This is a genomic window from Planosporangium spinosum (assembly GCF_049999945.1).
GTDB classification, from domain to species: Bacteria; Actinomycetota; Actinomycetes; order Mycobacteriales; family Micromonosporaceae; genus Planosporangium; species Planosporangium spinosum.
The window spans coordinates 39,247-64,669 of sequence record NZ_JBLYUB010000002.1; the positions used below are offsets into that span (position 1 = coordinate 39,247).

The window sequence follows — 25,423 nt, forward strand, 5'->3', positions numbered from 1 at the left end:
TCACGCGGTGTCGAGGCGTTCGCAAACCGGTCGTCGATGGCGAATGGCTCGGCCTAGAGTGCGGTCCTTGACATCCTCCCCGCCCTAAGGAGCGGGGATTCCCGTGGTCGCCCTCGGGTTTTCCTGCTTCACCGCCGACCGCCCCGTCCGGGAGGACTCCCGTTGAGGTCTTACACCGGCTCCCCAGGCCGTCACCGCCAGCCCGGCGGCCAGGATGTTGCGGGCCGCGTTGACGTCGCGATCGTGGACGGTGCCGCATGGGCACGTCCATTCCCGCACGCCCAGCGGCATCGTCTCCGCGAGTGCTCCGCAGGCGGAGCAGAGCTTGCTGGACGGGTACCACCGGTCGATCACGACCAGGGTGCGGCCGTACCAGTCGGCCTTGTACTCCAGCAACTCGCGGAACTGTCGCCAGGCCGCGTCGCTGATGGCGCGGGCGAGGCGGTGGTTTTTGACCATGTTGCGCACGGTCAGGTCCTCGATCACGAGCGTTTGGTTGTCACGCACGAGTCGAGTGGTCAGCTTGTGCAGCAGGTCGCGGCGCCGGTCGGTGATCCGGGCGTGGATCCGGGCGACCGTGCGCCGGGCCTTGGCCCGGTTGGCCGAGCCCTTGTCCTTGCGGGCCAGCTCCCGCTGGGCGCGGGCGAGTCGGGCCCGGTCGGCGCGTTCGTGCCGCGGGTTGGCGATCTTCTCCCCGGACGACAGGGTCAGCAGCCTGTCCAGGCCGGCGTCGATACCGACCGCCGCCGTGGTGGCCGGGGCCGACGCGACGGTGTCCTCGCACCTCAGCGACACGAACCAGCGCCCGGCCGCGTCCTGCGACACGGTCACCGTGGACGGGGTCGCACCCTCGGGCAGCGGACGCGACCACACGATCGCCAGGGGTTCGGCCATCTTGGCCAGGGTGAGCGTGCCGTCGCGGAAGCGGAACGCGCTGGTGGTGTACTCCGCCGAGCGGCGCGACTTCTTCCTCGACTTGAACCGAGGATACCGAGCCCGGCCGGCGAAGAAGTTCGCAAACGCCACCTGAAGGTGGCGCAGCGTCTGCTGCAGAGGGACGGCGGAGACGTCGCCCAGGAACGCCAGTTCCTCGGTCTTCTTCCACGCGGTCAGCATCGCCGAGGTGGCGTGGTAGTTGACCCGCTCCCGCCGCCGCGTCCATGCCTCGGTGCGGGCGGCCAGGGCCAGGTTGTAGACCTTGCGGACGCAGCCGAACGTACGCGCCAGCTCCGCGGCCTGCGCGTCGGTCGGGTAGAAGCGGAACCTGAACGCCCGCTTCACCGTCCTGGCCATGGCCCACAACCTAGCAAGCCAACGATGACCCTCGCGGCCCCACGCGGGTGGACGCCGATCCGCCCTGGCGGCGGATCGGCTTTCCCTGCCCTGCTCCGCAGGAGTGGGCGTTTCCTATCCGGCCTGAAGGCCGGAGTATCCACGGAAGGAACCTGATGACCACCCCTGAACACGACCATCCGGTACGGCGGGCGACGGTCGCCGACGCGGCCGTCGTGGCCGACCTGCTGGACGCCTTCAACCGCGAGTTCGACTGGCCGTCACCGGGGCCGGCGGTGCTCACGGTACGTCTCCGGCGGCTGCTCGCCGGAGACCACCTCGTGGCCCTGCTCGCCGGTGAGCCGGCCGTCGGCGTCGCAGTCATGTCGTTCCGGTCCAACGTCTGGTACGAGGGCCCGGTCGCGGCTCTGGACGAGCTCTACGTGCGGCCGGACCTGCGTGGACAGCGGTTCGGGCACGCCATGCTGGAAGCCGCATGTCGCCTGGCCCGGGAGCGTGGCGCCGAGACACTGGAGATCAACGTCGACGGCGAGGACACCGACGCCCGCCGCTTCTACGAGGCGCACGGCTTCACCAACACCGAGCCGGGAGCGGCCGAGCCGATGTTCTACTACCACCGCGACCTCGTCTGACCGCTCGCGACTGCCGAATATGGGCGCAAATCGACCGGGCGGGTCCTGATAATGACCGCCGTGCCGTTGGCTCTCCGGGCGCATCCCGTCGATGACGCGCATCCCGTCAATGACCAGACAGACGACGACCGCCGGGACGGTGGTCGTCGCGGCGTCACGGGGACAGTCCCGCGCCCACCCCATGGCTCTCCCATATGGAGGCCAACCGCTCCTCCAGCCTGACCCGGCAGTCCGGCCACTCCGTGGCGATGATCGAGTACATCGCGGAGTAACGGAGCCGGCCGTCCTCTCCAGGTACCCAGGACTGCGACCAGTTTCGCAGCACGCCTTCACACCGCGCGCCGAGACCCTCGATCGCCGCACGCGAGTGGCTGTTCCGCGCGTCCGTCTTCAGATCGACCCGGGCCACACCCCACACGTCGAACGCATGACGGAACAGCAGGAACTTGGACTCGACATTCAGCCCCGTACCTTGGGCCGACGTCGCGAGCCACATGAATCCGACCTCGATCGCGCACAGCTCGTCCCTGCCCGGCCACAACCGCGGATCCCAGTAGGCCGTGACCCCGACCGGCCGGATCGGCGACCCTGGTGGTGGCGGTAGTAGTCGGCGCGCGATTCCTGCGGACTCGGGGTTCAGTGCGGCCACACGCTCCACACGTCGCCCATGATCTGCTGGAGGGACGACCGGCCCGGCCGCCAGCCGAGATCCGCCCGTATGCGGTTGGTGTCGGCCGTGAGCACCGGCGGCTCCGGCCGCGCGGGTGCCTTCCGGACCTCGACGCGACGACCCGTCACCGCCTCGGCCGCCGCCACGATCTCCGCCATGCTGGTACCGGCGCCGCTGCCGACGTTGTAGACGCGGTACTCCCCCGCCGTCACGGTGGTCAACGCCGACCGCACCGCCTCCGCCACGTCCAGGACGTGGACGAAGTCGCGGACCGTCGTACCGTCGCCGTTCAGCGTGACGTACGGCTGCTCCCCGGTGAGCGCGCGGAAGACGTTCGGGATGATGCGGGTGGAATCGGTGTCGGCGATCCCGTCCACCGCACCGGCGACGTTGAAGCACCGCAACGTCACCGCGCCGATCGCGCCGGTGGCGGCGTACGCGGCGATCACCTGCTCGGCGCAGATCTTCGACGCGGCGTACGGGCTCTCCGGACGGGGCGGCATGTCCTCGCTCAGCGTGCCGACGCGCCCGGTGCCGTAGACGAGGTACGTCGAGGCGAACACCAGCCGTGGCGCGGGGACCGAGGTCCGGGCCTCGTCGAGCGCCCGCAGCAGATTGAGCGTACCGGCGACGTTGACGTCGTAGTACGTGAGCGGATCGGCGAACGACTCCCGGGGCTGGATGAGCGCGGCGAGGTGGACGACCGCGTCGAAGCCGCCCTCGGCGACGATGTCACGGATGCGGGCCGGGTCGCGGAGGTCGCCGTCGATGGCGGTGGAGCCCCCGGCCGGCACGGCGTCCGGGCGCCCCCGGGTGAGGACCGTGACCCGGTGGCCGGCGGCGAGGAGATCGAGGGTGACGGCGCGGCCCAGGAATCCAAGCCCGCCGGTGACCAGCACTTCGCGCTGATCGGACGCGGGTGACGCGGCAGGACGCCGAACCACCGCGGGCCACCCGCACGGCACAACGTGATCATCGCGGTCCACGTGCCGCCTATCTGGATCGGGAACGCGCTCATCGGACAGGCCGGAACGCGCTCATCGGACAGACCGGACCGAACGGCGGTAACGGCACATCGGTCCTGGCCACCGGCCTAGCGTACGTGGTTACGTTGCGGTTACCGGGGCCGTGTCACCTACCGTCGTGCCATGTCTGCCGTTCCCGACAACACCCGGAAGCAAGCCGCTGTCCTCGGCGCCGCCGGCCGCGCCATCACGGCACGTGCCCGCGACCTGCTGGTCTCGGTCGGACTGGCCCCGGCCAGCCTGACCACGGCCGCCACCGTGGACGGGGTGCCGGTGTTCGGCGCCCGCGTCGACGCCGCTCAGCCACGAACCTGGGAAATGATGCGCGCTCAGCATCCCCGTACCGGATTGTGGCCGTTCTTCAGCAAGGAAAGCCCCGAGCAGTGGGCGTTGCGGAGCGCCGGGGCGCCCGGCGCTCCGCAGCGGTTGAGCAGCGCCCTCGCCGTACCACCGTCCGAGGTGGTCGACGAGCTGATCGCCGCCCACCGCGCCGGGGCTTCACGGTACGAGCCGCCGGACGGGGAGCTGACCGCGTACCGGCTGGGCCTGTTCGACGTCGACCGGACGCTGACGCTGCTCACCTCCGATCCGCCGTCGGCGCCGTGGCGCCCGTACGGTGAGATCGCCGGCACCAGCGCCGATCCGGACTGGTTGTGCCTGGTGCCCGCCCGCGCCGGCTACGAACTACCGGCCCTGCTGGGCGCCCCGCACGTCAACGACTGGTACGCGTCGAAGGAGCACGACCGGCTCACCGTCACCGACCACGTCGGGGTACTGCGGAGCTGGCAGCAGCGCTTCGGGGCGGACGTCCGCTACCTGGGGGTCGTGGCGCTCGGGCTGGTCGTCGCCACGCCTCCGACCGACCCGCATGACGTCGCCCGGGTGGCGGTCGAGCAGTTCGCGTACTGCGACGACCTCGACCAGTTCGTCGGAGAGCCGCACCGCGTCGCGCAGCACCAGGTACCCACCCACCGGTGGTACTTCTGGTGGGACTGACCGCCGGTTCCTCCCCGGTCAACCGACCTCGACGCGGCGTACCCGCAGCAGCCCGGGGACCGCCGGCAGCACGACCCACGCACTGACCGTCCTCGACCAGATCCGCGGAACCGCAAGACATCGCTAAAGTTGAATTCATGGAAGCGCTTCCGTAGGATCCGGGACGCACTCGTGCGCCACCCCGGCGCCGTATCCAGCGCGAAAGGTGATCGCGGTGCGCTCACGGCGGGACTTCCTGAGGCTCACCGGTACGGTCGGCGCCGGCATCACGGCGACCCAACTGGCCGCCGAGCTGGACGCCCAGGCGTCACCGGCCGGTCCGGGCCACCCGCCGGCCACGCCCGACCACGCCTGGCTACGGGCGGGATACATCAAGGCGCGGGTGCGCCGGCCGTACTTTCCCAACCGGTACTTCGACATCACCCGGTTCGGCGCGGTCGGCGACGGGGTCACCGACTGCACGGAGGCCATCCGGCGCGCGGTCCGGACCTGCCACGACGCCGGCGGTGGGCACGTGCTCGTACCCACCGGCGACTTCCTGACCGGCCCGATACACCTGCTCAGCCACGTCGACCTGCACCTCACCGACAAGGCCCGACTGCGCTTCAGCACCGACCCGGGCCGCTACCTTCCGGCGGTGCTCACCCGCTTCGAGGGCGTCGAACTGTACAACTACTCCCCGCTGGTCTACGCGCTCGACCAGGAGAACATCGCCGTCACCGGCACCGGCATCCTCGACGGGCAGGCCGACAACCAGCACTGGTGGCCGTGGAAGGGCAACGCCGCCTACGGCTGGAAGCCCGGCGACCCGAACCAGAACGACGCGCGGGCCCGCCTGCTCGCGATGGCCGAGCAGGGCGTACCGGTGGAGCAGCGGGTCTTCGGCGACGGCGGCTACCTGCGGTCGTCGTTCATCCAGCCGTACCGCTGCCGGAACGTCCTCGTCGAGGGCGTCACCATCGTCAACTCTCCAATGTGGGAGATCCACCCGACGCTGTGCGAGAACGTCCTGGTCCAGGACGTCACGGTCAACTCCCACGGCCCCAACAACGACGGGTGCGACCCGGAGAGTTGCCGGTTGGTGGTCATCCGGGGCTGCACGTTCGACACCGGCGACGACTGCATCGCGATCAAGTCCGGACGCAACGCCGACGGCCGGCGGGTGAACGTACCGAGCGAGGACCTGCTGATCGAGAACTGCCAGATGCGCGACGGCCACGGCGGCGTGACGCTCGGCAGCGAGATGTCCGGCGGCATCCGCAACGTGTTCGTGCGCAACTGCCACATGTCCAGCCCGAACCTCGACATCGCCCTGCGCTTCAAGACCAACTCGGTACGCGGCGGGTTCATCACCGGCTTCCACGCCCGCGACATCGTGGTCGGCGTGGTCGGCAAGGCGGTCATCGACGTCAACTTCTACTACGAGGAGGGCCCCGGCCACGGGTTCAACCCGGTGGTCAGCGACCTCAACGTCAGCAACCTGATCGTCGAGTCGGCCGCCCAGGGGCTCAACCTCCGCGGGTACGCCGACGACCACATCGACCGGGTCACGCTCCGCGACGTCAACTTCGGTACGACCACCGCGCCCGACGTCGTCGAGTACGTCGACCATCTGGTCTTCGACAACGTGGTGGAGAACGGCGCTCCGCTCCCGTCGCCGGCACCGGCGGCCTGACGCCCGCGCCGTCCGAGGTGACGCCCACCCCGACGCGACGGGGCCACGCGGCCGCGAAGCGACCACTATCATGGTTGCCTCGCCGCTCGAGGAGCCGACCGTGCAGTTCGACCTCTTCTGCAGCATCGCGCCGACCCCGGCACGGGGAGTCCTCCCGCCCGAAGCCACCCTGCTGCGCAACTTTCTCGTCCAGTGCGAGGCGGCCGACGCGCTCGGGTACGGCACGGTGTGGGTGGCCGAGAGCCACTACAGCATCGAGTCCCAGAAGCGGCACCACCGGCCCGTGCTGCCGCACTGGGAGGGCGAGATCGGCCTCAACGCCGACATCTGCCAGCTCGCCCCCCGGGTGTTCGCGCGGACCCGCCAGCTCGACGTCGGCTCGGCGATCATGAACATCATCTGCAACGGTGGGCCGCTCGCCGCCGCCGAGCGGGTCGCCACGGCGCTGAGCTGGCACGGGCTCGACCCGGCGGAGCGACGCGCCCTCCACATCGGATTCGCCGCCGGCCGCTTCGACTACGTCAACCAGCTCACCGGCGTCGGCCCCCGTACGGAGTGGGAGCGGCTCGCGTGGCCACAGGTCAAGAACGCGGTCATGTGGGAGGCGGCGGAGGTCTTCGTCCGCCTGCTCGCCGGCGAGGAACTCAGCAGCGCCGACGTGCCGGAGTTCGTACTGCGCCCGGAGCACTTCCGGCAGCCGGATCAGTGGGACCGGGTACGCGACGTGGCCGGCGTTCCCGGCGCCGACGCGCTGACCGTGCCGCGCCGTTGGGAGTTCGAGGTCACCCGGATCGTGCCGACGCAGCCGCGCCGGGAGCTGCTACAGCTCGTCCTCGGCTCGCACGACCCGGACCTCCAGGCGCACCTCAATCGGTTCGCTCCGGTGCGGGTGTTCAACCTGAGCATCACGCCGGCCGAGGTCATCGAGCGCACGCACGAGCGGATGCGCGCGGCGTACCATCCGGCCGGCGGCCCGTGGCGGCGCGAGTACCTGCCCCGCACCACGTTCGTGTTCGTCGACGGCCGGCCGGGGCTCGTGCCCGAGCGGCAGCGCGCCGAGGCCCGGGAGCGGGCGCGCGCGACGCTGGAGGCGTACTGGCGGGCGATGACCGGCACCGTCGACCCGGCGAAGGTCGCCGACGCCGCCGACAACGCCCTCGTCGGCAACCCCGCCGACGTGGCCGAACAGATCGCCGACCGGTTCGACCCGCACGACCGGCTCATGCTCTGGTTCGACTTCTTCAACCACGACAACGACGCGGTCGTCGACGACATGACGGTGATGATGACCGAGGTGGCACCGCGGCTGCGGGCTCTCGGCATCCCGGTCGAGGTCCGGCAGGGACGCTGACGGGGCGCGCACGCGGCCGAAGGACCCGAGTCACCTTCGGTCGCGTGCGCGCCCGGTTCCCCGGGGCAGGGGCGTGCCTGCGCGGTCAGGCGACTGCGGGGAGCAGCGCCGGTACCGGGCGTGAACGGGATCCACGCCGGGCGGCGCCTGCCGCACTCACCGCTGGTGCGGCGGGCGTCGACCACCAACGCCCGCTGCCGACAGGCACCGGGGGCGTACCGGCGAGGGCGGTCGCCGATAGCCGCCCGGTTGGTTCCGGAACGCGATAGTTGGCAGAAGCGCTCCGTGACCACACTGAAGCAGATCCGCCCCGGTCGCTCCAGCGCGCGGCGCGGACCTAAGGGTTTCTTATGCCAGGTTTCAGGCGGTCTTCATCAGTGCCTGCTCAGGTGCCGACGTGACGGAGGGAGCCGGCGACACCTGCCATGAGCGATGAACGCCGTCAGTCGAGCAGGATGCCCGGGTTGAGGATGTGCTCCGGATCGAGCACGCGCTTGACGCCGCGCAGCGCCGCCGTCGCCCACGGGCCGATCTCCTCGCCGTACCACGGCAGATGGTCGCGGCCGATCCCGTGGTGGTGGCTGATCGTGGCCCCCGCTGCCGCGATGGCGGCGCCGGCCGCCGCCTTCGCGGCCGTCCACTGCGCCACCGGGTCGCCCGACTGCGCGGCGACGACCGTGAAGTACAGCGACGCCCCGCTCGGGTACACGTGCGAGATGTGGCACATGACCAGCGGCGGCGTGCCCTGGTCGGCGAGCGCGGCGGTGAGCGCGTCCCGTACCGCCGCGTAGGTGGCGGGCAGCGCGCTCCAGAACGTCGCCGTCTCCACCGTCTCGACCAGGGCGCCGGCGTCGAGCAGCGCGTCGCGCAGGTACGGCGCGCCGAACCGGTCACCCGACCAGGCCCGCCCGGGACCGGCTCCCAACGGCTGCCCACCCAGCTCGGCCAGCCGGTCGGCGAGCGCGGACTCGGTCGCGGCGACCCGGCCGGCCGCACCTTCAAGGCCGGTGATCATGAGACACCCGCCGGGCCCCTCGCCACCCGCGGCGGCCGCACCGATCGCCGTCTCGGCCTCGTCGGAGCAGCGGAGCACGGCGGGCAGCGGGCCGTCCTGGGCCAGGATGCGCATCGCGTCACCCGCGGCGGCGAAGTCCGGCAGCCGCCAGCCCAGGTACCGCCGGACCGGCGGGACCGGCCGGACCTGCACGGTCACCTCGGTGATGACGCCGAAGGCACCCTCCGAGCCCAGGAAGAGCTGGCGCAGGTCCGGGCCGGCCGCGGCGTGCGGGGCCCGGCCCAGGTGCAGTGTGCCGCCGGCGGTGGCGACCCTCAAGGCCACGACCATCTGGTCGAAGCGGCCGTAGCCGGCCGACGCCTGCCCGCTCGACCGGGTGGCCGCGAACCCGCCGATCGTCGCGTACTCGTACGACTGCGGGAAGTGCCCGAGCGTGAAGCCGTGCGCGGCGAGCAGCTCCTCCGCGCGTGGCGCCCGTACCCCGGCGTCGAAGGTGGCGGTCCGGGAGACCGGGTCGACGGCGACGAGCCGGTCGAGCCGCCGCAGGTCGACGGCGACCAGACCGGCGTACCCCTCCCGGCGCGCCCGCAGGCCACCCACCACCGACGTACCGCCTCCGTACACGACGACGGCGATCCGGTTGGCCGCACAGGCCCTCAGCACGGCGACGACCTCGTCGTGGTCGGCCGGCTCCACCACCGCGTCGGGGGCGTCCGCCGCGTCACCGGCCCGCAGCCGCAGCAGGTCCACGGTGGACATCCCGGCGGCGTGGCCGACGCGAACCGCGTCGTCGGTACGCACCCGGCCGCAGACCGCGTCGAGCGCCGCCCGGGCCGCGTCAGGCAGCCGGCTCGGCGGCGGCGTGACGACCGGTACCGGTGGGCGCGGCGCGCGCACCCCCAGCACCGACGCCAGTAGGGCCCGGACGCCGTCGGGCAACGTGACCGCGCGGCCCGGATCGCCCCAGCGGTACACCGCATTCGATCCATCCATAGGTTACACTGTGACACATGACGTCCAGTCGTAACAACGCGGCAAGCCGCACCGAGGAGGACACCCTGCTCGACGCGGCACGGGCGGTGATCCTGGCCGTCGGCCTGCGCCGCACCACTCTCACCGACGTCGCCCGCCGCGCCGGCGTGTCGCGCATGACGATCTACCGGCGCTGGCCGGACATGACCGCGCTGGTCGCCGACCTGATGACCCGGGAATGGGGGGCGATCACCCGCGCCGCGCTCGCCGCCGCCGAGGCCGGGAGCGCCGAGCCGGTTGGCGGCACCGCGCGGCAGCCGCTCGTCGCCGCGTTCGTCGCGGCCGCCGGCACGCTGCGGCACCACCCCGTGTTCCGCCGCATCGTCGAGCTCGATCCCGAGATCCTCCTGCCCTACCTGGTCGACCGGCGCGGGCGCAGCCAGGACCAGATGCTCGAGATGCTGACCGCCGCGATCGGCCACGGAACCGCCGACGGCTCGATCCGGCCCGGCGACCCCGGACTGCTCGCCCGCGGCATGCTCCTCACGGCACAGGGCTTCGTGCTCTCGGCACAGACGATGACCGACGGGTACGACGAGACCGACCTCGACGGTCAGCTCCACCTGCTCCTCGACCGGTACCTGGCACCGTGAACACCTCGCTGTCGGCCCGGCGCCGCGCCCGTGAGCTGGCTGAACTGGCCGACGGGCACCCGGTGGACGTTCTCGTGATCGGTCTCGGCGTGACCGGAGCCGGGGTGGCGCTCGACGCCGCCAGCCGCGGCCTGTCGGTCGCCGCGGTCGACGCGCACGACCTGGCGTACGGCACGTCCCGGTGGAGTTCCAAGCTGGTCCACGGTGGCCTGCGCTACCTGGCCTCGGGCGCGGTGGGGCTGGCCTACGAGAGCGCGGTCGAACGCGGCATCCTGCTCGAACGGACCGCACCGCACCTGGTCCGGCCACTGCCCATCGTGCTGCCGCTGACCGGCGAACTCGGCCGCGCCGACGCGGCCCTCACCCGGCTCGGCCTGGCCGCCGGTGACGCGCTGCGCGCCGCCGCCGGTACGCCCCGGGCCGCCCTGCCGCCGAGCCGGCGCATCAGCGGCGCCGAGACACGGCGGCTGTTCCCCGCCGTACGCACCCGCGACCTGCGCGGCGGCCTGCTGCACTGGGACGGCCAGCTCGTCGACGACGCGCGGCTCGTCGTCGCGCTGGCCCGCACCGCGGCCGGCCACGGTGCCACCATCCTCACCCGCTGCCGGATCCTGCGCCCCCTGCCCGGCACGGTCGACGCGGTCGACACCCGCACCGGCCGGCGCTTCACGATCCGGGCCCGGACCGTGGTCAACGCGACCGGCGTGTGGGCCGACCAGCTCGACCCCTCGGTGACGCTGCGCCCCTCCCGCGGTACCCACCTTGTCCTTCCCGCGCACCGGCTCGGCCACCCGGCCGCGGCGCTGACCGTACCGATCCCGGGCGCCCGCAGCCGGTTCGCGCTGGTCCTGCCCCAGCCCGACGGCCGGGTGTACGTCGGGCTCACCGACGAACCGATCACCGGCGGAGTTCCGGACGTGCCCGAACCCCCGCCCGCCGACGTCGAGTTCCTGCTCGACGTCCTCGGCACGGCCCTGGACAGCCCGGTCGGCCCCGACGACGTCATCGGCGCCTTCGCCGGGCTGCGCCCGTTGCTGGCCGGTCCGGCCACGCGCACCGCCGACCTGTCCCGCCGGCACACCGTACGCGTCTCGCCCGACGGCCTGGTCACGGTGGTGGGCGGGAAGCTGACCACGTACCGGCGGATGGCACGCGACGCCGTCGACGCCGCGGTGGCCGTGGGCCGGTTGCGGGCCGGGCCCTGCCGGACCGCGCACCTGCCGTTGGTCGGCGCCGGTACGGCGACCGGTGTACCGGCCGGCGACGCGCTGCCGGCCGGTGTACGGTCCCTGCTGGTGGCCCGGTACGGCGCCGAGGCCGGCGCGGTCGCCGCCCTCGCCGACGCCGATCCGGCGTTGCTGCGGCCGATCGCCGACGGCGTACCGGTGACCGGCGCGGAACTGCTGTGGGCGGTGCGCCACGAGGGCGCCCTCGACTCCGATGACCTGCTCGACCGCCGGACCCGGATCGGGCTCGTACCCGCCGACCGGGAGCGCGCGCTGCCGGTCGTCCGCGCGCTGCTCGCCGCCGGGAACGACGGGGTGGAGCCGCCCGGCCGGCGTCCGACGTGCTGACCAGGGTTCCTGGCACCGTTTCACGGCGACCGCCGATGACCGGTACTCCGGTGGAAGCGGGGTACGCGCCGGCGAACCCTGTGGCCGCCGGTCAGACCGTACGGAAAGGTCTGAGGAGGCCGTGGTTGTCACACCGCCGTACTAGGCTGCCGTCGTGACCGAGGCAACCGGGAAACGGGACTGGTACGGCTGGCACGACGGCTACGACACACCCGGCTCCACCCTGGCGCGCCGGCTCGCCGCGGTCCGTGCCCGCATCGCCGAGGCCCTGGACACCAGCCCGCCCGGCCCGCTGCGGGTGGTCAGTCTGTGCGCCGGTCAGGGCCGTGACCTCCTCGACGTCCTGGCCGGCCATCCCCGCCGCGACGACGTGACCGCGCTACTGGTCGAACTCGATCCGCGCAACGCCGCGATCGCCCGGCGGACCGCCGAGGCGGCCGGACTCCGGTCGGTCGAGATCCGGGTGGGTGACGCGTCCCTCACCGACCAGTACGCCGACGCGGTGCCCGCGGACCTGGTGCTGATGTGCGGAATCTTCGGCAACATCAGCGACGCGGACATCCGGGCGACCGTCGGGTACGCCAGCCAACTCTGTGCCACCGGCGGCACCGTGATCTGGACCCGGCACCGCCGGCCGCCGGACCTCGTACCGCGCCTCTGTGACTGGTTCGCCGAACACGGCTTCGCGCGGGAGTGGCTGTCGGGTCCGGACGAGGGTTTCGGCGTGGGGGTGCACCGGTTCACCGATCATCCCCGGCCACTGGAGTCGGGCGCCCGGATGTTCACGTTCGTCCCCCGCGAACCCCGGTGAACGGGCAGCCGATGAAAACCGCCGTAAGTCCGTCTTAAGTACCTTCTCGGCGCCGACCCCGCCGACGTACCTTTGTCCAGCGTGGATCCGGCCGCCCGGCCGTGGCCGCTGCGCCCGCGTACCGCGCATGTCCAGACGGGAGGCCGATCCCACCGTGCTGTCAGACCCGATCGTCTCGCTGACGCTCATCACCGTCGTCCTGTGGCTGGCCGTCATCGGCTGGAAGCTGTGGCGCCGCAACCAGGCGGACCGACCGGACTGGGACGATGACCGTTACGACGACGGGTACGACGACCGCTACGACGACGACTACGACCGTCGTCCGGCACGGCGCACGGCCGGCCCACGCGAAGACGCTCGCCCCGCACGCTGGGACGACGACGTGCGCTGGAACGACGACGAACGGCCCCGCCGTGCCGCCCGGCTACGCGACGACGACCCGCCACGCGAGCCCCGCCGACTGCGCGACGACGACCTGCCCCGCGACGACGACCTGCCCCGCGAGGATCTCACCCGCGGCCCCCGCCGACTGCGCGACGACGACCGGCTCGACGACGACCTCCCCCGCGACAACGGCCGCATCGCCGACGACCGCCGGCTCCGCGACGACGACCTGCCACGCGAGCCCCGCCGGCTCCGCGACGACGACCTGCCACGTGAGGACCGCCGGCTCCGCGACGACGACCTGCTGCCGGAGCCGGAGGAGGTCCAGCCGCCGCGCAAGGCCCGGCGGCTGCGCACCGCCGACGACCTCGACGACGAGGAACTGTCCCGCGCGGCCGCCAAGCCGCGCCGCCCGTTCCCCGGCGTGACCCGTCCGGACAAGGCCGAGGTCGAGGTCAACCCAGGTAAGTGCATGCGCTTCGCCTTCTGCGAGCAGGAAGCACCGGAGGTCTTCAAGCTCGTCGGGGACCGGATCGACTACAAGCCGTCGGTGCCAGCCGAGCACGTAGACGCGGCGATCATGGCGGTGAAGGTCTGCCCGGCCCGCGCGATCAAGATCAAGCTGCCGGGTTCGAAGCCGGTCCTGCCGCAGCCGCCGGTTGACGACGCCACCCGGCGTCCGGTCCGCCGCTGACCGGACGTGCGGCCGGCTGGAAGGCCACCGCCGGTCAGAAGACCGCGGCTGGCCGGGTCACCCGCCCCCTGGCCCGGTCAGCCGCACTTCCCCATGATCGTGGAGGATTCTCCGCGGCCCTGCACGGAGGATCCTCCACGATCATGGGGGAATGGGAGTGGTCACGAGGTCACGCCCGGCGCCGCCTCCGCGGACGGCACCTCCCCCACCAGGGTGAGCGCGCCCGTGACCTCCAGAACGTGACGCACCATCCCGTTGGAGTTGACCAGCCGCAGCGAGCAGTGTTCTCGGCGGGACAGCCGCCACAGCCGGACGATCACACTGACCCCGGTGGAGTCGAGGAAGTCCAGGCCGGCCAGGTCGAGCTGGAGTACGCGCGGCCGGCGCTCGGCGAGGATCCGGTGCACCGTCGCCTCGAAGGCCTCTGACACCCGCAGATCCATCTCCCCGTACAGGGCGATGACGAGTTCGGGTCCCTCCGCGCCGATCCGGTGCGTGAACGTCATGATGGTCAGCCTTCCAGCCGGTGACGCGGGCGGCGCTCAGCCACGCTTCCATCGATTGTGCCCCGACCGCTCGCTTTTCGTCGCCCGGTCACAAGCCGGACGGCCGACGTGTCGCCGACAGGCGGACCGGAGACCGGTACCGATCGGCGCCGCGAACCGGAAACCGGTACCGACAGGCGCCGCGAACCGGAAACCGGTACCGACAGGCGCCGCGAACCTGCATGGTCCGCGGCGCCTGTCGTCTGTGTGTTCAGCCCGTCGCCGCCGGTTGGCGGCGCCCCCGGGTCAGCTGACCGCTGCCAGGCGGCGCTGCGACCGGGTACCGGTGCGCTCCGTCTCGCTCTGCGGCTGCGGCTGGACCCGGACCGGGGTGTCGATGAGCATGGCCCGGGTGGTCTCGGTGAACGCGCGGGCGGCGTTCACCGCGATCAGTCCGACCAGCTCGTCGTCGCGGTAGTAGCTGGCCATGACCCCGGCCCGGGCGGTGTCCTTGCGGCCCGGGCGCATCTCGGTCATCACGATGTGGTCGGTCGGCTTGAAGTCCCCGGCGACCATGACGCGCAGGCCGTTCTGCAGCGTCCAGTACCGCGGCACGATGCCGACCGGGGGTACCTCGCGGTCGCCGGCGAGCAGCGCCCGTGCGGCGGCGTGCCCCATCTCGACGGCGGCGATCCACTGCCCGACCATCATCGGCTCGGCGCTGTAGAGGAGGTTGGGCCAGCGCACCGCGGCGCCCGCGGCGACGACACCCTCGGCACCGACGACGCGCAGGGTCTCGTCGCAGAGAATGCCCCGGGAGGTGTCGATGCCGGTACCTTCGAGGAAGTCGGTGTCGGGCTTCTCCCCGAGCGTCGCGACCACGACGTCGGCGGTGACCTGCGAGCCGTCGTCGAGGCTGAGCCGCCAGCGTCCGCGCAGCCGCTCCACCTCCTTAACCCGGCGCCCCAGGCGCATCTCGACGCCGGCGCGGCGGTGCTCCTCCGCGATCAGGTATCCGATCGGCTCCCCGACGGCGCGGCCCATCACGTACGGCTTCGGGTCGATGAGTACGGCCTCGCGTGCCAACTCGCGCACCGCGCAGGCGGTCTCGCAGCCGGTGATACCGCCGCCGACGATCGCGACCCGCTCGGCGTGTCGCAGGTCCTGGCGCAGCTGCCAGGCTTCGTCGACGGTGTGCAGGACGTGCATGCCGGGGCCGTCGGGCCAGCCCTTGGGCAGTGAGGCGTAGCTACCGCTCGCGATCACCAGACCGTCGAACGCGAACTCCTCGTCGGTCTGGGTCAGTACCGACCGGCGGCGCATGTCCACCTCGACGGCCCGGCGCCCGTGCATCCACTGCACCTCGAGCTCGCCGTCGATCGGCATCCGCACGTCCTGCGGCCGGGCGTGCCCGGTCAGCAGGCTCTTGGAGCACGCCGGCCGGTCGTACGGGGCGTCCGGCTCGTCGCACAGCAGCGTGATGTTGCCGCTGAAGCCCTGCCGGCGCAGCTCCTCGGTGGCCGCCATCCCTGCCGGCCCACCGCCAATGACCAGGATGCGGTCCGACCAGCCGTACGCCATCGATTGCCTTGCGCGACGCATGCGTCACTTACCTCCACGGCGGTGAAGCCCGGTCACGTTGGCCAGCGTCTCCTGCGGCCGCTCGCCGGACGTCTCCACGATTTCGTTCTTCGGCATGTACACCCGGGACCCGGCCCGGTTCATCCGGATAGCCCGCGCCGGGCAGACCTTGACCGCCCGGGACACCGCCTCGATGTCCTCCGGCGGGATCGTCGACTTGTAGCCCAGCCGGCCGTCGGCGCGGAGTTCGAAGATCGCTGGCGCCTCCTGTTCACAGAACCCGAACCGGGCGCACTTGGCGGCGTCGACGGCGACCTCGGCGGTCTGGCCCCGCAGCCGGTTGATGGCCCGGTCGGTCACCTCGCGCTTCTGCTTGAGCGCCCAATTGGACACCCCCAGCCACAGCACCACCGTGCTCAGCCACATCAGCAGGACGGGGACCTTGACGAACAGCGGGCCGACGTGCGATCCGGACAGCAGGACGTGCCCGGCCAGCAGGGTGAACGACGCGTACGCCAGCGAGTGCAGGGCGCGCCACCGGCTGTAGCCCAGCTTCTTCTGCAACGGGATGGAGATCAGCAGCGCGGTCATGATCTCCGTCGCGATCACGCCGACGCCGATACCGATCGGGTCCCGGCCGTTGGCGAACGGCACGAACTCGTCGATCAGGTGCACGGTGCCGATCGGGTTCGCCAACTGGATGAACGCGTGGCCCCAGCCGAGCGTCATGGCGATCAACGCCAGGGTCATGTGCGTGGCGTACAGGTTGGAGTGCTTGAACCGGGTCATCGCCCAACCGCGGCCGAGCATCATGCCCCAGATGACGGTGAACCACAGCAGTGTGTACGAAATGAATCCGGCCGTGTGCGCCACCAGGTGCACGCTCTGCGCCGCGCTGCAGTCAGCGGCGATCGTAACCGCACAATGGGCATCGGCGGCAAGCACGAGGGCCGACCTCTCTTTCCTCGGTAGGGGTGGTGGGGGACGGTGGTCCGGTGGTCAGTTGCCGCCCCGGACCACGCGGCGGACGCTGACCGCCGCCAGCAGCCCGGCCACGATCAGGAGCGCGACGACCGGGGTCCGGAGGAAGTTCGAGTCCTTGGGCGTCGGCGTGGTCGCCGCGGCCAGGGCGACGGCGGGCGCGCCGATCGCGGCGTGCGGCAGCGCGTCGAACTGCACCAGGCCGGTACTCTCCAGCAGCGACATGTGCTTGTTGACCATCAGGTTGGCGCGCTCGGCGAACAGCCGCATCATCTCGTTGCGGGTGTTGGCGCGTACCGACGCGATGGCCGAGAAGACGCCGCCGTGCGCGAATCGCAGCCACTTCACGGCGGTCACGTCGAAGTCGTGGCCCTGCGCCACGGCGATCTCACGCATCCATGCCTGCTGCTCGGCCGACGGCTGGTCGGGCAGGGCGACGTTGAGCTGCTTGGCGACGAAGCGGACCTCCTCGTCGAGCGCCGCGTGGTCGGAGGCGAGGATCCCGCCGACCTCCTTGACCCTGGCGTTGCCGGCCTGCTGCTGGGCCATCGTGCCGACGGGGCGCTCCCACAGGCCGGCCTGGCGCACCTTGACCAGGAACAGCCGGTCGACGTCGTCGAGCACGCCGAAACGGGTCTGGGTGGCGCCCGCGCCGGGCAGCGCGGTCTCGACGACCGCCCCGGAGCCGGGCTGGTTGTTCGCCGGCGGCAGCAGGCCCTTGCCGTCGCTGACGTCGCCGGGTATGGCACCGCCGAACGGGTCGGGCGCCACGGCGAGCGGACCGGCCGGCGCCACGGCGAGCGGACCGGCCGGCGCCGCGGCCGGCAGGGCCGGTGCCTCGGCGGGTGGAGCTGCCGGCGCCGCGACCGCCACCGTGGTCGGCGCGGTCACCCACGCTGCGAACCCGGCGGTCACGAGGAGCGCCAGCCTGGAGCAGAACCGTGCGAACCGCGGCTCGAACATTCCCACCAATCCCTGGCTTCGTCGTGAAGGGTACCGCGACGGCAGGGTCCGGTGACCGGGCCCGCCGCCCATGGAAAAACTAGAGCCTGATTCGCTTACCGGACAGTCACTTAAGGACGACTTATGATCGACTTTCACGAGGTTTTACGGACCACAGTGGATCCCACTCACCGTGATCATCGAGTGATCCGACGGTCACCGCGAAACGCTCACCAGCAGGGTGCCGTTGGTCGTCCGGACCTCGAACCGGGACACGTCGTCGGGTTGCAGTCCCGTCCCGCCGTGCAGAACGAGCGGATCCGGCTGCTGCGCCGTGCCGTACCCGGTCGGCGGCACGCTCCACCCCATGACGACCTCGTTGGCGCCGGCCCGGGAGACCGCGACGAGCCGGCACGTCACCGGCCCGTTGACGTGGGTCATCTGCAGGGTGACCTGGGAGCCCCAGCGCTTGGCCTCCAGCTGCACCGTGGCCTCGGCCCCGGTGGCGGGGTCGGCGGCGTGCAACTTCTGCGCCACCGGCGACAGCGCCGGCACCCCGGGCAGTCCCCGGCCGCCGAGGCCGACGCTCACCGCCACGACGGCGCCGGCCACGATCAGCACCAGGCATGCGGCCAGCGTGTACGCCTGCCGCACCGCGGTGCGGCGACGCTCGTCCCGTACCGCCAGCAGCAGCGCGTCGACCTGGCGAGGCTTGCGTACGGAGTGCTCCGCGAAGGTCAGTTCGTCGGCGGTGACCCGCGACAGGAGCGCGGCCACGGACGACAGCTCCTCCAACTCCCGTGGACACGAGCGACACACCGTCAGGTGCTTCTCGAAGCGCGCCCGGTCACGCGGGTCGAGTACACCCAGCGCATAGGCGCCGACGTCCCGGTGGACGTCCTCCGGCATCATCATGCCGTCACTCCCTGTTCCTCCAGCGCGATCCGTAACGCCCGGAGGGCGTAGTAGACCCTTGACTTGACCGTGCCGACGGGCAGGCCGAGCACCTCGGCGGCCTCCTGCACCGTGCGACCGCGGAAGTACGTCTCGAACACCACCTCGCGGTGGGCCGCGCTCAGCGACCGCAGGGCGTCCGTGAGCACCAGCAGTTGCAGCACCCGATCGGTCTCGTCGGCCGTCGCGACCGTCGCCAGCGGCGCGTCGTCGGTCTCCGGGGGCCGCGCCTTGCGGCTGCGATACCCGTCGATGACGATGCGCCGCGCCACCGCGACGAGCCAGGGACGCATCGACGCATGCCTACTGGCCGCCAGCTCGTGCGCGTGCCGCCACGCCCGCAGCAGGGTCTCCTGGACCACGTCCTCGGCCCGCTGCCGGTCACCTCCGGTCAGCCGCAGCACGAACAGCAGCAGCCCCTCGGCGTGCTCGGCGTACAGCGACCGGACCAGTTCCTCACCGCGCGCGGCCACGTCCGGGACGCCGCCCTCGTGGCTGTCGCGCGTCGCACGTCGACCCATCAGTGCCGGTACTGGCCGACCGGGCGCACCGCGACCGCCGGGATCACGAGGACCACCGCCATCACCTCCGTATACCGCGTGGCTACCGCCCGGTGATACGGATGGATGGCGCCGCCGGCTCAACAAAATCGCGACGACTTTCCCGGCGCCTCCCACCGACGCCACTCTCCGTCCGTTTTGCCGGCTCGCGCCCACCGTCGAGGTGGCCGTCGCCGGCGTCGTCCATGGTGGATGGCTGGCAACGGCGGGCCGGTCGAGGGCTTGAACCGGCTCCGATCGGGTGGCACGATCACCGGCCGGGCGGCGCGGTCGGCGGGCCGGTCGGGCCGACCGCCGTCGGTGGCCGGGCCGAACCGACCGTCGACACCCGTGAACCGATCCCCGTCGCCCACGCGTACCTTTGACCGACACACCGACCCGACGAAACCGACACACCGACCCGACGAAGGAGCCTGCGAAGTGCGCCGAGTGACCCTGGTGGGCGTGGCGCTGGCCACCATCCTGTCCGCCACGGCGTGCTCTTCCGCCGACCCGGTCCGGACCGCCGCCCCGGCGAGCCCGCTGCCGCCCGCCAACATTCAGGGCACCATGGTGCTGCGCGTGCAGAACGTGGCGGGCGTGGGCGAGGTGGTCGTCGACGGCGACGGCTACACGCTGTACCGGTACGACAAGGACACCGCCAAGCCCCCGAAGAGCAACTGCATGGAGGACTGCTGGATGAAGTGGCCGCCGGTCATGCACACCGGCGACCTCCGTGTGGAGGGCTTCGACCAGGCCGCCATCGGGACCGTGGCGCGGACCGAGGACGCCACCCGGCAGGTGACCATCGGCGGCTGGCCGGTCTACCGGTACTCCGGTGACGCGGCACCGGGTGAGGCCAAGGGGCACGGCCTGGGCAACGTGTGGTTCGCGGTCACCCCTCAGGGCAAGAAGGCTGCCGGCGCGCCGGCCAACCCGCCCGCGCCGGGAGCCTGACCCGCCGCACCACCTGGGCGCCTGACCCGCCGCGCCACCTGGCCGTCCGCGGCCGCCACGCGCGCACCTGCCGACGCGCGTGGCGGCCGGCGGACCTCCCGCTCCGCCGCGACCGCCGACCTCCCGCCGGTGGCGGTCGCGGCGGAGCACCCCGACCGGAGCGGTGCCCCGGGTCAGCGGCGGAGCACCCCGACCACGACTACTTATAAGTCTCGATTAGGCGGCGGTTAAGTTCGCGCCAGCGGACGTCCCGGCGCGGCCGTACCGGATCTAGGCTCGTGCGGTCCGTGACCGGTTCCCTCGGAGGTTGTGCATTGCACACGCCCCCCACGAAGCCCCCGCAGATCCTCGACGCCGAGCCCCTCGGGCCGGCCGACCGGCCACCGCGCGATCCGTCGCCCCGGCGCCGGGCGCTACGCCCGGCGGTCGTCGCGGCGACCGCCGCGGTCGCCGTCGGCCTGTCCTCGGCGATCGGCGTGCTCGTCGTCGGCGGCGCCGGGGAGCGGACCACGAAGGTCGCCGCGGACCGGACCGACCCGGCGCCCACCACCGCCATCGACACCGGCGTGTCGAGCGCGACCCAGGCGGCCGATCCGGCGCTGGCCGGCCGCGCGGGCCTGGAGGCGGCGCCCGGCGCGTCCCCGACCGCCCAGCCCACCGTCACCCGTCCGGCGCCCGCCGCCACCACGCCGACCCGCCGGGCCGGCGCCGGCGGCACCGCCCCGGCACCGGCACCGCCGGCGACCGTACGGGCGGCCGCCCCGGCCGGTACGCCGGCCTCCGCCGACGTCGACGCGGAGGCTGCCGTGGTGATGCTGGTCAACCAGGAGCGGGCCAAGGCCGGCTGCGACCCGCTGTCGGTCGACTCTCGGCTGGCGACCGCGGCCCGCGACCACTCGGCCGACATGGCCGCCCGCGATTACTTCGCCCACGACACCCCGGAGGGGGTCAGCGTCGGCACCCGCGTGACCAACGCCGGATACCGGTGGTCGGCCGTCGGCGAGAACATCGCCAAGGGCCAGTCCGATGCGACCAGCGTCATGCAGGCGTGGATGAACAGCCCGGGTCACCGCGCGAACATCCTCAACTGCCGGTACACCAACATCGGTGTCGGGCTCGCGTACCAGGGCCGCACTCCGCTGTGGACCCAGGACTTCGGCACCCCGCTGGGCTGATCGCCGGCTGCCCGTACCGCCTTGATCGTCACAAGGTGCGGGACGTTGTGGTCTCAGTCCCGTGCCATGACCGCAACGTCCCGCACCTTGTGACGATGGTGACGGCTCAGTGCCGCAGCACCTGGTGGGTCTCCTCGATCTTCTGCCACGACTTCGGCTGCGTGGGAACCGCCCGGGCCGCCATGGTCGCCGCCCCACCCAGCTCCGGCCGGCCGGCCGTGAACAGCCAGGTCGTGAACAGCCCGGCCAGGTCCTTGCCCGAGGTCTTCTCGGCGAGGGCCTGGAACTGCCCGATCGTGGCGTTGCCGTACCGGTGGCTGGCGGTCCACTCGCGCAGGATGCGGAAGAACACGTCGTCACCGACGGCCAGCCGTAGCTGGTGCAGCGCCATCGCACCCCGGTCGTACACGGCGCCGTGGAACTGGTTCTGCGGCCCCGGATCACCCGGTTTCACCTGCCAGAACGGGTCGTCGGCCGGGTAGTAGGCGTAGGTGAAGTCGAACAGCTCCTGCGCCGTACCCTCACCCTGGGCCTCCGACCACAGCCACTCCGCGTAGCTGGCGAAGCCCTCGTGCAGCCAGATGTTGCGCCAGTCCGCCAGCGACACGGAGTCGCCGAACCACTGGTGGGCGTTCTCGTGCACCACCACGTACATGTTCGAGCCGTTCCGCCAGAACCGGCCGTCGTACATCGGCCGGGTCTGGTCCTCCAGGGCGTACCCCATGCTGTTGTACGGGGCGACGACGCCGCCGCGCGCCTCGAACGGGTACGGGCCGAACACGGTGCTCTCCCAGTCGACCACCTCGGCGGTCCGCTCGACGCTGGCGCGTGCGGCGCCACCGTACTCGCCGAGGTCCTGGGCGTACGCGTTGATCACCGGCTGCCCGTCGACCGACGTGTCGGTGCGGATCTCGTAGTGCCCGATCGCGAGGAACGCCAGGTAGGTCGCCATCGGCTTGACCGAGCGCCAGTACCAGCGGCTCCAGCCGGGCAGTTCCCGGATGGCCGGGCGGGGCATCACGCCGTTGCTGACGACCTGGGTGCCATCGGGTACGAGCACCGAGACGTCGAAGGTCGCCTTGTCGGTCGGGTGGTCGTTGCTCGGGAACCACCACCAGGCGATCTCCGGCTCACCCACGGCGAGCGCGCCGTCGGCGGTACGCGTCCACGAGGTGAACCCGTTGACCCTGACCGCCGACGGGGTGTCGGCGTACTGGACCACGACGGTGAGCGGTTGCCCGCTGAGTACCGGGCGGGCCGGCTTGACCACCAGCTCGTGGGCGCCCTCGCGGCTGAACGCGGCCGGCCAGCCGTTGACCCGCACCGAGCTGACGGCCAGCGCGAAGTCGAGGTTGAACTGGGACAGGTCCTGCGTGGCCCGGGCCAGGACGGTGGTGGTGCCGCTCAGCTTGTCGGTCTCCGGCCAGTACCGCAGCCGCACGTCGTAGTGCGACACGTCGTACCCGCCGTTGCCGTAGTCAGGATAGTAGCTGTCGCCGCCGCCGGCGCTGCCCGGTGTCGGCCCGGCGTGGGGACGGATGGCCGCGCTCGCCGGGGTGCCGGCCAGCGCGACCGCGAGGACGGTCATGACTGCCACCAGTGCTCGCCGCACTATCGGGACTCCCTCCCGTTGCGGGGCGGCGAGCGGCGCGACGTGTTGGCCGGACCACCGCCCCAGGTTTGGTCACATCCGCGAAAGTATCGAAAGATGGAAATACAGAACAGTGATTTCCACGCCGGAAAGGGCCGGGCGAGGGGCCGTCGCGCGGCATACCGGACGGACCTTCGGGCGCGGCGGTGGGTGCCGGACCGAGCAGGCTCACGGGCGCGACGGTAGGTGCCGGACCGGACATTGTCCATGATGGAGTTTTCCATTGCGCGGAATTTCTATTGCACGGATTCACGTGCCGTTATCCAGCACGGAGTTCCACGCTCCGTATCGCTACCGCTACAGTGCTCGCGTTCTGACCACGCCGACCGTGAGGGGGCCCCGGGGTGCACCGACGCTCTTGGCTGCCGGAAGACGTACGTGCGCACAACCGAGGCCTGCTGCTCAGACTGCTCGCCGAGCAGGGCCCACTGTCGCGGCGGGAGATCGCCGCCCGGACCGGGCTGAGCATCCCGACGGTCGCGTCGATCGTCACCGACCTGTCCGGCGAGGGGTACCTGACGGAGTCGGTCCCCCGGGTGCGCTCCCCGCGCCGCGGCCCCCGCCCGGCCGTGGTGACGCTGTCCCGGGAGGAGTACGTCTTCCTCGGCATCGACATCGGCATCGACGAGGTCCGGGTCGGCCTGACCGACCTGTCCGGCCTGGTCACCCACGCCACCCGGGCCCCGTTCGAGCGTGGCGCGTCCGCGCAGCGGGTCATCGACGTCGCCGTCGCCGCCGCCGACCCGATCGTCAAGGCGGCCGGGCGCACGCTGGTCGCCGTCGGCGTCGGGGTACCCGGCCCGGTCGACGCCGGGCGGCGACGGTGCGTGCTGTCGCTGGCGCTCGGCTGGCGCGACGTCGACATCGCCGACCGACTGGAGCAGGCGTTCGGCACGCCGGCCGTGGTCGACTACAACGTTCGCGCCATGGCCGCGGCCGAGGCCCTGCACGGGCTCGGGCAGCGGGCGGAGAACCTGCTGTACGTGCACGTCGGCGAGGGGGTCGGCTTCGGGTTCGTGGTGGACGGCCGCCCGTTCCGCCAGGGCGCCCACGGCGTCTCCGAACTGGGCCACCACCAGGTGGCCGCCGACGGGCCGCGCTGCGTGTGCGGCTCGGTCGGCTGCCTGGAGGTCATGCTGTCCGAGCCGTACCTGCGGGCCCGGGTCGCCCGGGCTGCCGACCACAGCCCCGTGCTCGCGCAGGCCGACCGCCGGTACCCGGCGCCCCTTGACGCGCTGGACGCGGCGGCCCACGCCGGCTGTGGCCGCGCCTCCGCCCTGCTCGCCGAGTTCTCCGAGCACCTGAGCATGGCGATCGCGCTCAACGTCAACGTGTTCAGTCCGACCCGGGTCGCGCTGGGCGGCATCCTCGCCACCGCGCCGAAGGAGGTCCTGCGTACGGTCCTCGCCTCGACCCAGGCCAAGGTCTGTTCGGTGCTGCGCCACCAGGTCGTGATCGAGCCGTCCACGCTGGGCCAGCACGTCGGCCTCCTCGGCGCGGCAACGGTCGCCCTCGACGAGGTCTTCTACGAGCGGGGAGCGGTACCGGCCCAGGCGCCGAGCCTGTCGACCGCACCCGGCCGGTAGGCGGACGCGCCGGCCGGCCGGCGGGTCGGCACACCCGCCGGCGGGGCCGTAGATCCTATATGATCTACGAATGCGTCCGCTTCGCCGCCTCACGCTCACCGACGACGTGTACGAGGCCGTGAAGTCGCTGATCATGGATCACGTGATCCCGCCCGGTGAGCGGGTCACGATCGACGCCCTGGCCCGCGACCTGGCCGTCTCCCCCACTCCGATCCGGGAGGCGCTCGCCCGGCTGGAGTCCGAGGGTCTGGTCCGCAAGCGGGCCATGGCCGGGTACAGCACCGCCCCGCTGCTGACCCGCGCCGAGTTCGAGGACCTGTTCGAGATGCGGCTGCTGCTGGAGTGCCGGGCGGCCGGGCGCGCCGCCGCCCGACTGGCCGCCGGCGAGGACCTCGACGTCGGGGTCCTCGCCAAGGAGGCGGACCTGCCCGAGCGCCTCTCCGGGGAGGGGTACGCCGGCCACGCCGCGTTCACCGCGCAGGACGCCGCCTTCCACGACCGGATCGCCGAGGCCGGTGGCAACGGACTGCTGCACGCCGCGATCGTGCGACTGCACTCGCACCTGCACCTGCATCGCCTCCACTTCCCCGCCGCGCACCTGCGCGTCAGTGGGGACGAGCACCGGCGGATCGTGGCGGCGATCGCGGCCGGCTCGCCGGAGGCCGCCGCCGAGGCGATGCGCGACCACCTGGAAGCCGCCCGGGACCGCCACCGCCGGGCGTTCGCCGACCACCCACATACCTCGGGCGGCACCGGACAGTAGTGACCACGACGGGTCGCGGGCAGACCACGCTTCCGGCGCCGGCCCGCCACCGCAAGGAGGTAGC

The 25,423-nt window shown here is 72.2% G+C and carries 23 protein-coding genes; 12 read left to right on the forward strand and 11 right to left on the reverse strand.

Annotation, left to right across the window (positions count from 1 at the left end; genetic code table 11):
- Positions 1-84: 84 nt before the first annotated feature.
- A complete protein-coding gene (locus ACNTMW_RS03000; RefSeq protein ID WP_426631771.1) occupies positions 85-1,293 on the reverse strand; it encodes an RNA-guided endonuclease InsQ/TnpB family protein in 1,209 nt (402 codons plus the stop codon).
- A 155-nt stretch (positions 1,294-1,448) separates the two neighbouring features.
- Between ACNTMW_RS03000 and ACNTMW_RS03005 the strand changes: the two genes are divergently transcribed.
- Complete coding sequence (locus tag ACNTMW_RS03005) at positions 1,449-1,925, forward strand: GNAT family N-acetyltransferase (protein WP_426631772.1); 477 nt, start codon at positions 1,449-1,451, stop codon at positions 1,923-1,925.
- Positions 1,926-2,079: 154 nt separating this feature from the next.
- On the opposite strand, the gene ACNTMW_RS03010 is transcribed toward ACNTMW_RS03005, so the two are convergent.
- Together ACNTMW_RS03010 and ACNTMW_RS03015 are read right to left on the reverse strand one after the other, a co-directional pair.
- On the reverse strand, positions 2,080-2,583 hold the full coding sequence (locus tag ACNTMW_RS03010; RefSeq protein WP_426631773.1) for a GNAT family N-acetyltransferase: 504 nt from the start codon (positions 2,581-2,583) through the stop codon (positions 2,080-2,082).
- Positions 2,562-3,494 carry an NAD-dependent epimerase/dehydratase family protein gene (locus ACNTMW_RS03015; RefSeq protein ID WP_426631774.1) on the reverse strand — a complete coding sequence of 311 codons (933 nt, stop codon included), beginning with the start codon at positions 3,492-3,494 and terminating at the stop codon, positions 2,562-2,564. The genes ACNTMW_RS03010 and ACNTMW_RS03015 overlap by 22 nt, the downstream gene beginning before the upstream one ends.
- Positions 3,495-3,743: 249 nt before the next feature.
- On the opposite strand from ACNTMW_RS03015, the gene ACNTMW_RS03020 reads away from it, so the two are divergent.
- The 3 genes from ACNTMW_RS03020 (at position 3,744) to ACNTMW_RS03030 (ending at position 7,642) form a co-directional block, all read left to right on the forward strand.
- The gene (locus tag ACNTMW_RS03020; RefSeq protein ID WP_426631775.1) at positions 3,744-4,616 is read left to right on the forward strand and encodes a DUF4253 domain-containing protein; all 873 of its coding nucleotides are present in this window, start codon (positions 3,744-3,746) and stop codon (positions 4,614-4,616) included.
- Between the two features lie 214 nt (positions 4,617-4,830).
- The gene (locus ACNTMW_RS03025) at positions 4,831-6,291 is read left to right on the forward strand and encodes a glycoside hydrolase family 28 protein (RefSeq protein ID WP_426631776.1); all 1,461 of its coding nucleotides are present in this window, start codon (positions 4,831-4,833) and stop codon (positions 6,289-6,291) included.
- 100 nt (positions 6,292-6,391) lie between these two features.
- Positions 6,392-7,642, forward strand: coding sequence for a hypothetical protein (locus ACNTMW_RS03030; RefSeq protein WP_426631777.1), 1,251 nt, complete (start codon positions 6,392-6,394; stop codon positions 7,640-7,642).
- A 442-nt stretch (positions 7,643-8,084) separates the two neighbouring features.
- On the opposite strand, the gene ACNTMW_RS03035 is transcribed toward ACNTMW_RS03030, so the two are convergent.
- Positions 8,085-9,650, reverse strand: a complete 1,566-nt coding sequence (locus ACNTMW_RS03035) for an FAD-binding oxidoreductase (RefSeq protein ID WP_426631778.1) — start codon at positions 9,648-9,650, stop codon at positions 8,085-8,087.
- A gap of 17 nt (positions 9,651-9,667) precedes the next feature.
- Between ACNTMW_RS03035 and ACNTMW_RS03040 the strand changes: the two genes are divergently transcribed.
- The 4 genes from ACNTMW_RS03040 to ACNTMW_RS03055 all read left to right on the forward strand — a co-directional run bounded on the left by ACNTMW_RS03040 (position 9,668) and on the right by ACNTMW_RS03055 (position 13,745).
- Positions 9,668-10,282: a TetR/AcrR family transcriptional regulator gene (locus ACNTMW_RS03040; protein ID WP_426631779.1), complete on the forward strand. Its 615-nt coding sequence runs from the start codon at positions 9,668-9,670 to the stop codon at positions 10,280-10,282.
- Complete coding sequence (locus tag ACNTMW_RS03045; RefSeq protein ID WP_426631780.1) at positions 10,279-11,856, forward strand: glycerol-3-phosphate dehydrogenase/oxidase; 1,578 nt, start codon at positions 10,279-10,281, stop codon at positions 11,854-11,856. The genes ACNTMW_RS03040 and ACNTMW_RS03045 overlap by 4 nt, the downstream gene beginning before the upstream one ends.
- Before the next feature lie 154 nt (positions 11,857-12,010).
- Positions 12,011-12,667, forward strand: a complete 657-nt coding sequence (locus ACNTMW_RS03050) for a class I SAM-dependent methyltransferase family protein (protein ID WP_426631781.1) — start codon at positions 12,011-12,013, stop codon at positions 12,665-12,667.
- 127 nt (positions 12,668-12,794) lie between these two features.
- Positions 12,795-13,745 carry a ferredoxin gene (locus ACNTMW_RS03055; protein ID WP_426631782.1) on the forward strand — a complete coding sequence of 317 codons (951 nt, stop codon included), beginning with the start codon at positions 12,795-12,797 and terminating at the stop codon, positions 13,743-13,745.
- 161 nt (positions 13,746-13,906) lie between these two features.
- On the opposite strand, the gene ACNTMW_RS03060 is transcribed toward ACNTMW_RS03055, so the two are convergent.
- The 6 genes from ACNTMW_RS03060 to ACNTMW_RS03085 all read right to left on the reverse strand — a co-directional run bounded on the left by ACNTMW_RS03060 (position 13,907) and on the right by ACNTMW_RS03085 (position 19,209).
- Positions 13,907-14,251 (reverse strand): STAS domain-containing protein, encoded by a 345-nt coding sequence (locus ACNTMW_RS03060; protein ID WP_426631783.1) that lies wholly within the window; start codon positions 14,249-14,251, stop codon positions 13,907-13,909.
- Positions 14,252-14,536: 285 nt separating this feature from the next.
- On the reverse strand, positions 14,537-15,832 hold the full coding sequence (locus ACNTMW_RS03065; protein ID WP_426631784.1) for an NAD(P)/FAD-dependent oxidoreductase: 1,296 nt from the start codon (positions 15,830-15,832) through the stop codon (positions 14,537-14,539).
- 3 nt (positions 15,833-15,835) lie between these two features.
- Positions 15,836-16,684, reverse strand: a complete 849-nt coding sequence (locus tag ACNTMW_RS03070) for a ferredoxin (protein WP_426631785.1) — start codon at positions 16,682-16,684, stop codon at positions 15,836-15,838.
- Between the two features lie 126 nt (positions 16,685-16,810).
- Positions 16,811-17,755, reverse strand: coding sequence for a DUF4142 domain-containing protein (locus ACNTMW_RS03075; protein ID WP_426631786.1), 945 nt, complete (start codon positions 17,753-17,755; stop codon positions 16,811-16,813).
- A gap of 195 nt (positions 17,756-17,950) precedes the next feature.
- Positions 17,951-18,649 carry an anti-sigma factor family protein gene (locus ACNTMW_RS03080; protein WP_426631787.1) on the reverse strand — a complete coding sequence of 233 codons (699 nt, stop codon included), beginning with the start codon at positions 18,647-18,649 and terminating at the stop codon, positions 17,951-17,953.
- Complete coding sequence (locus ACNTMW_RS03085; protein WP_426631788.1) at positions 18,646-19,209, reverse strand: sigma-70 family RNA polymerase sigma factor; 564 nt, start codon at positions 19,207-19,209, stop codon at positions 18,646-18,648. The genes ACNTMW_RS03080 and ACNTMW_RS03085 overlap by 4 nt, the downstream gene beginning before the upstream one ends.
- Positions 19,210-19,668: 459 nt before the next feature.
- Here ACNTMW_RS03085 and ACNTMW_RS03090 point away from each other — a divergent pair, with 459 nt between their 5' ends.
- Both ACNTMW_RS03090 and ACNTMW_RS03095 read left to right on the forward strand, forming a co-directional pair.
- Positions 19,669-20,184: a hypothetical protein gene (locus ACNTMW_RS03090; protein WP_426631789.1), complete on the forward strand. Its 516-nt coding sequence runs from the start codon at positions 19,669-19,671 to the stop codon at positions 20,182-20,184.
- Between the two features lie 314 nt (positions 20,185-20,498).
- Positions 20,499-21,359 carry a CAP domain-containing protein gene (locus tag ACNTMW_RS03095; protein ID WP_426631790.1) on the forward strand — a complete coding sequence of 287 codons (861 nt, stop codon included), beginning with the start codon at positions 20,499-20,501 and terminating at the stop codon, positions 21,357-21,359.
- 106 nt (positions 21,360-21,465) lie between these two features.
- Here the strand turns inward: ACNTMW_RS03095 and ACNTMW_RS03100 are convergent, their stop codons facing one another.
- Positions 21,466-22,947: a M1 family metallopeptidase gene (locus ACNTMW_RS03100; RefSeq protein WP_426631791.1), complete on the reverse strand. Its 1,482-nt coding sequence runs from the start codon at positions 22,945-22,947 to the stop codon at positions 21,466-21,468.
- A 407-nt stretch (positions 22,948-23,354) separates the two neighbouring features.
- Here ACNTMW_RS03100 and ACNTMW_RS03105 point away from each other — a divergent pair, with 407 nt between their 5' ends.
- Positions 23,355-24,596, forward strand: a complete 1,242-nt coding sequence (locus ACNTMW_RS03105) for an ROK family transcriptional regulator (RefSeq protein ID WP_426631792.1) — start codon at positions 23,355-23,357, stop codon at positions 24,594-24,596.
- 70 nt (positions 24,597-24,666) lie between these two features.
- Entirely contained in the window at positions 24,667-25,359 is a 693-nt protein-coding gene (locus ACNTMW_RS03110) for a GntR family transcriptional regulator (protein WP_426631793.1), read from the forward strand.
- Positions 25,360-25,423: the final 64 nt, after the last annotated feature.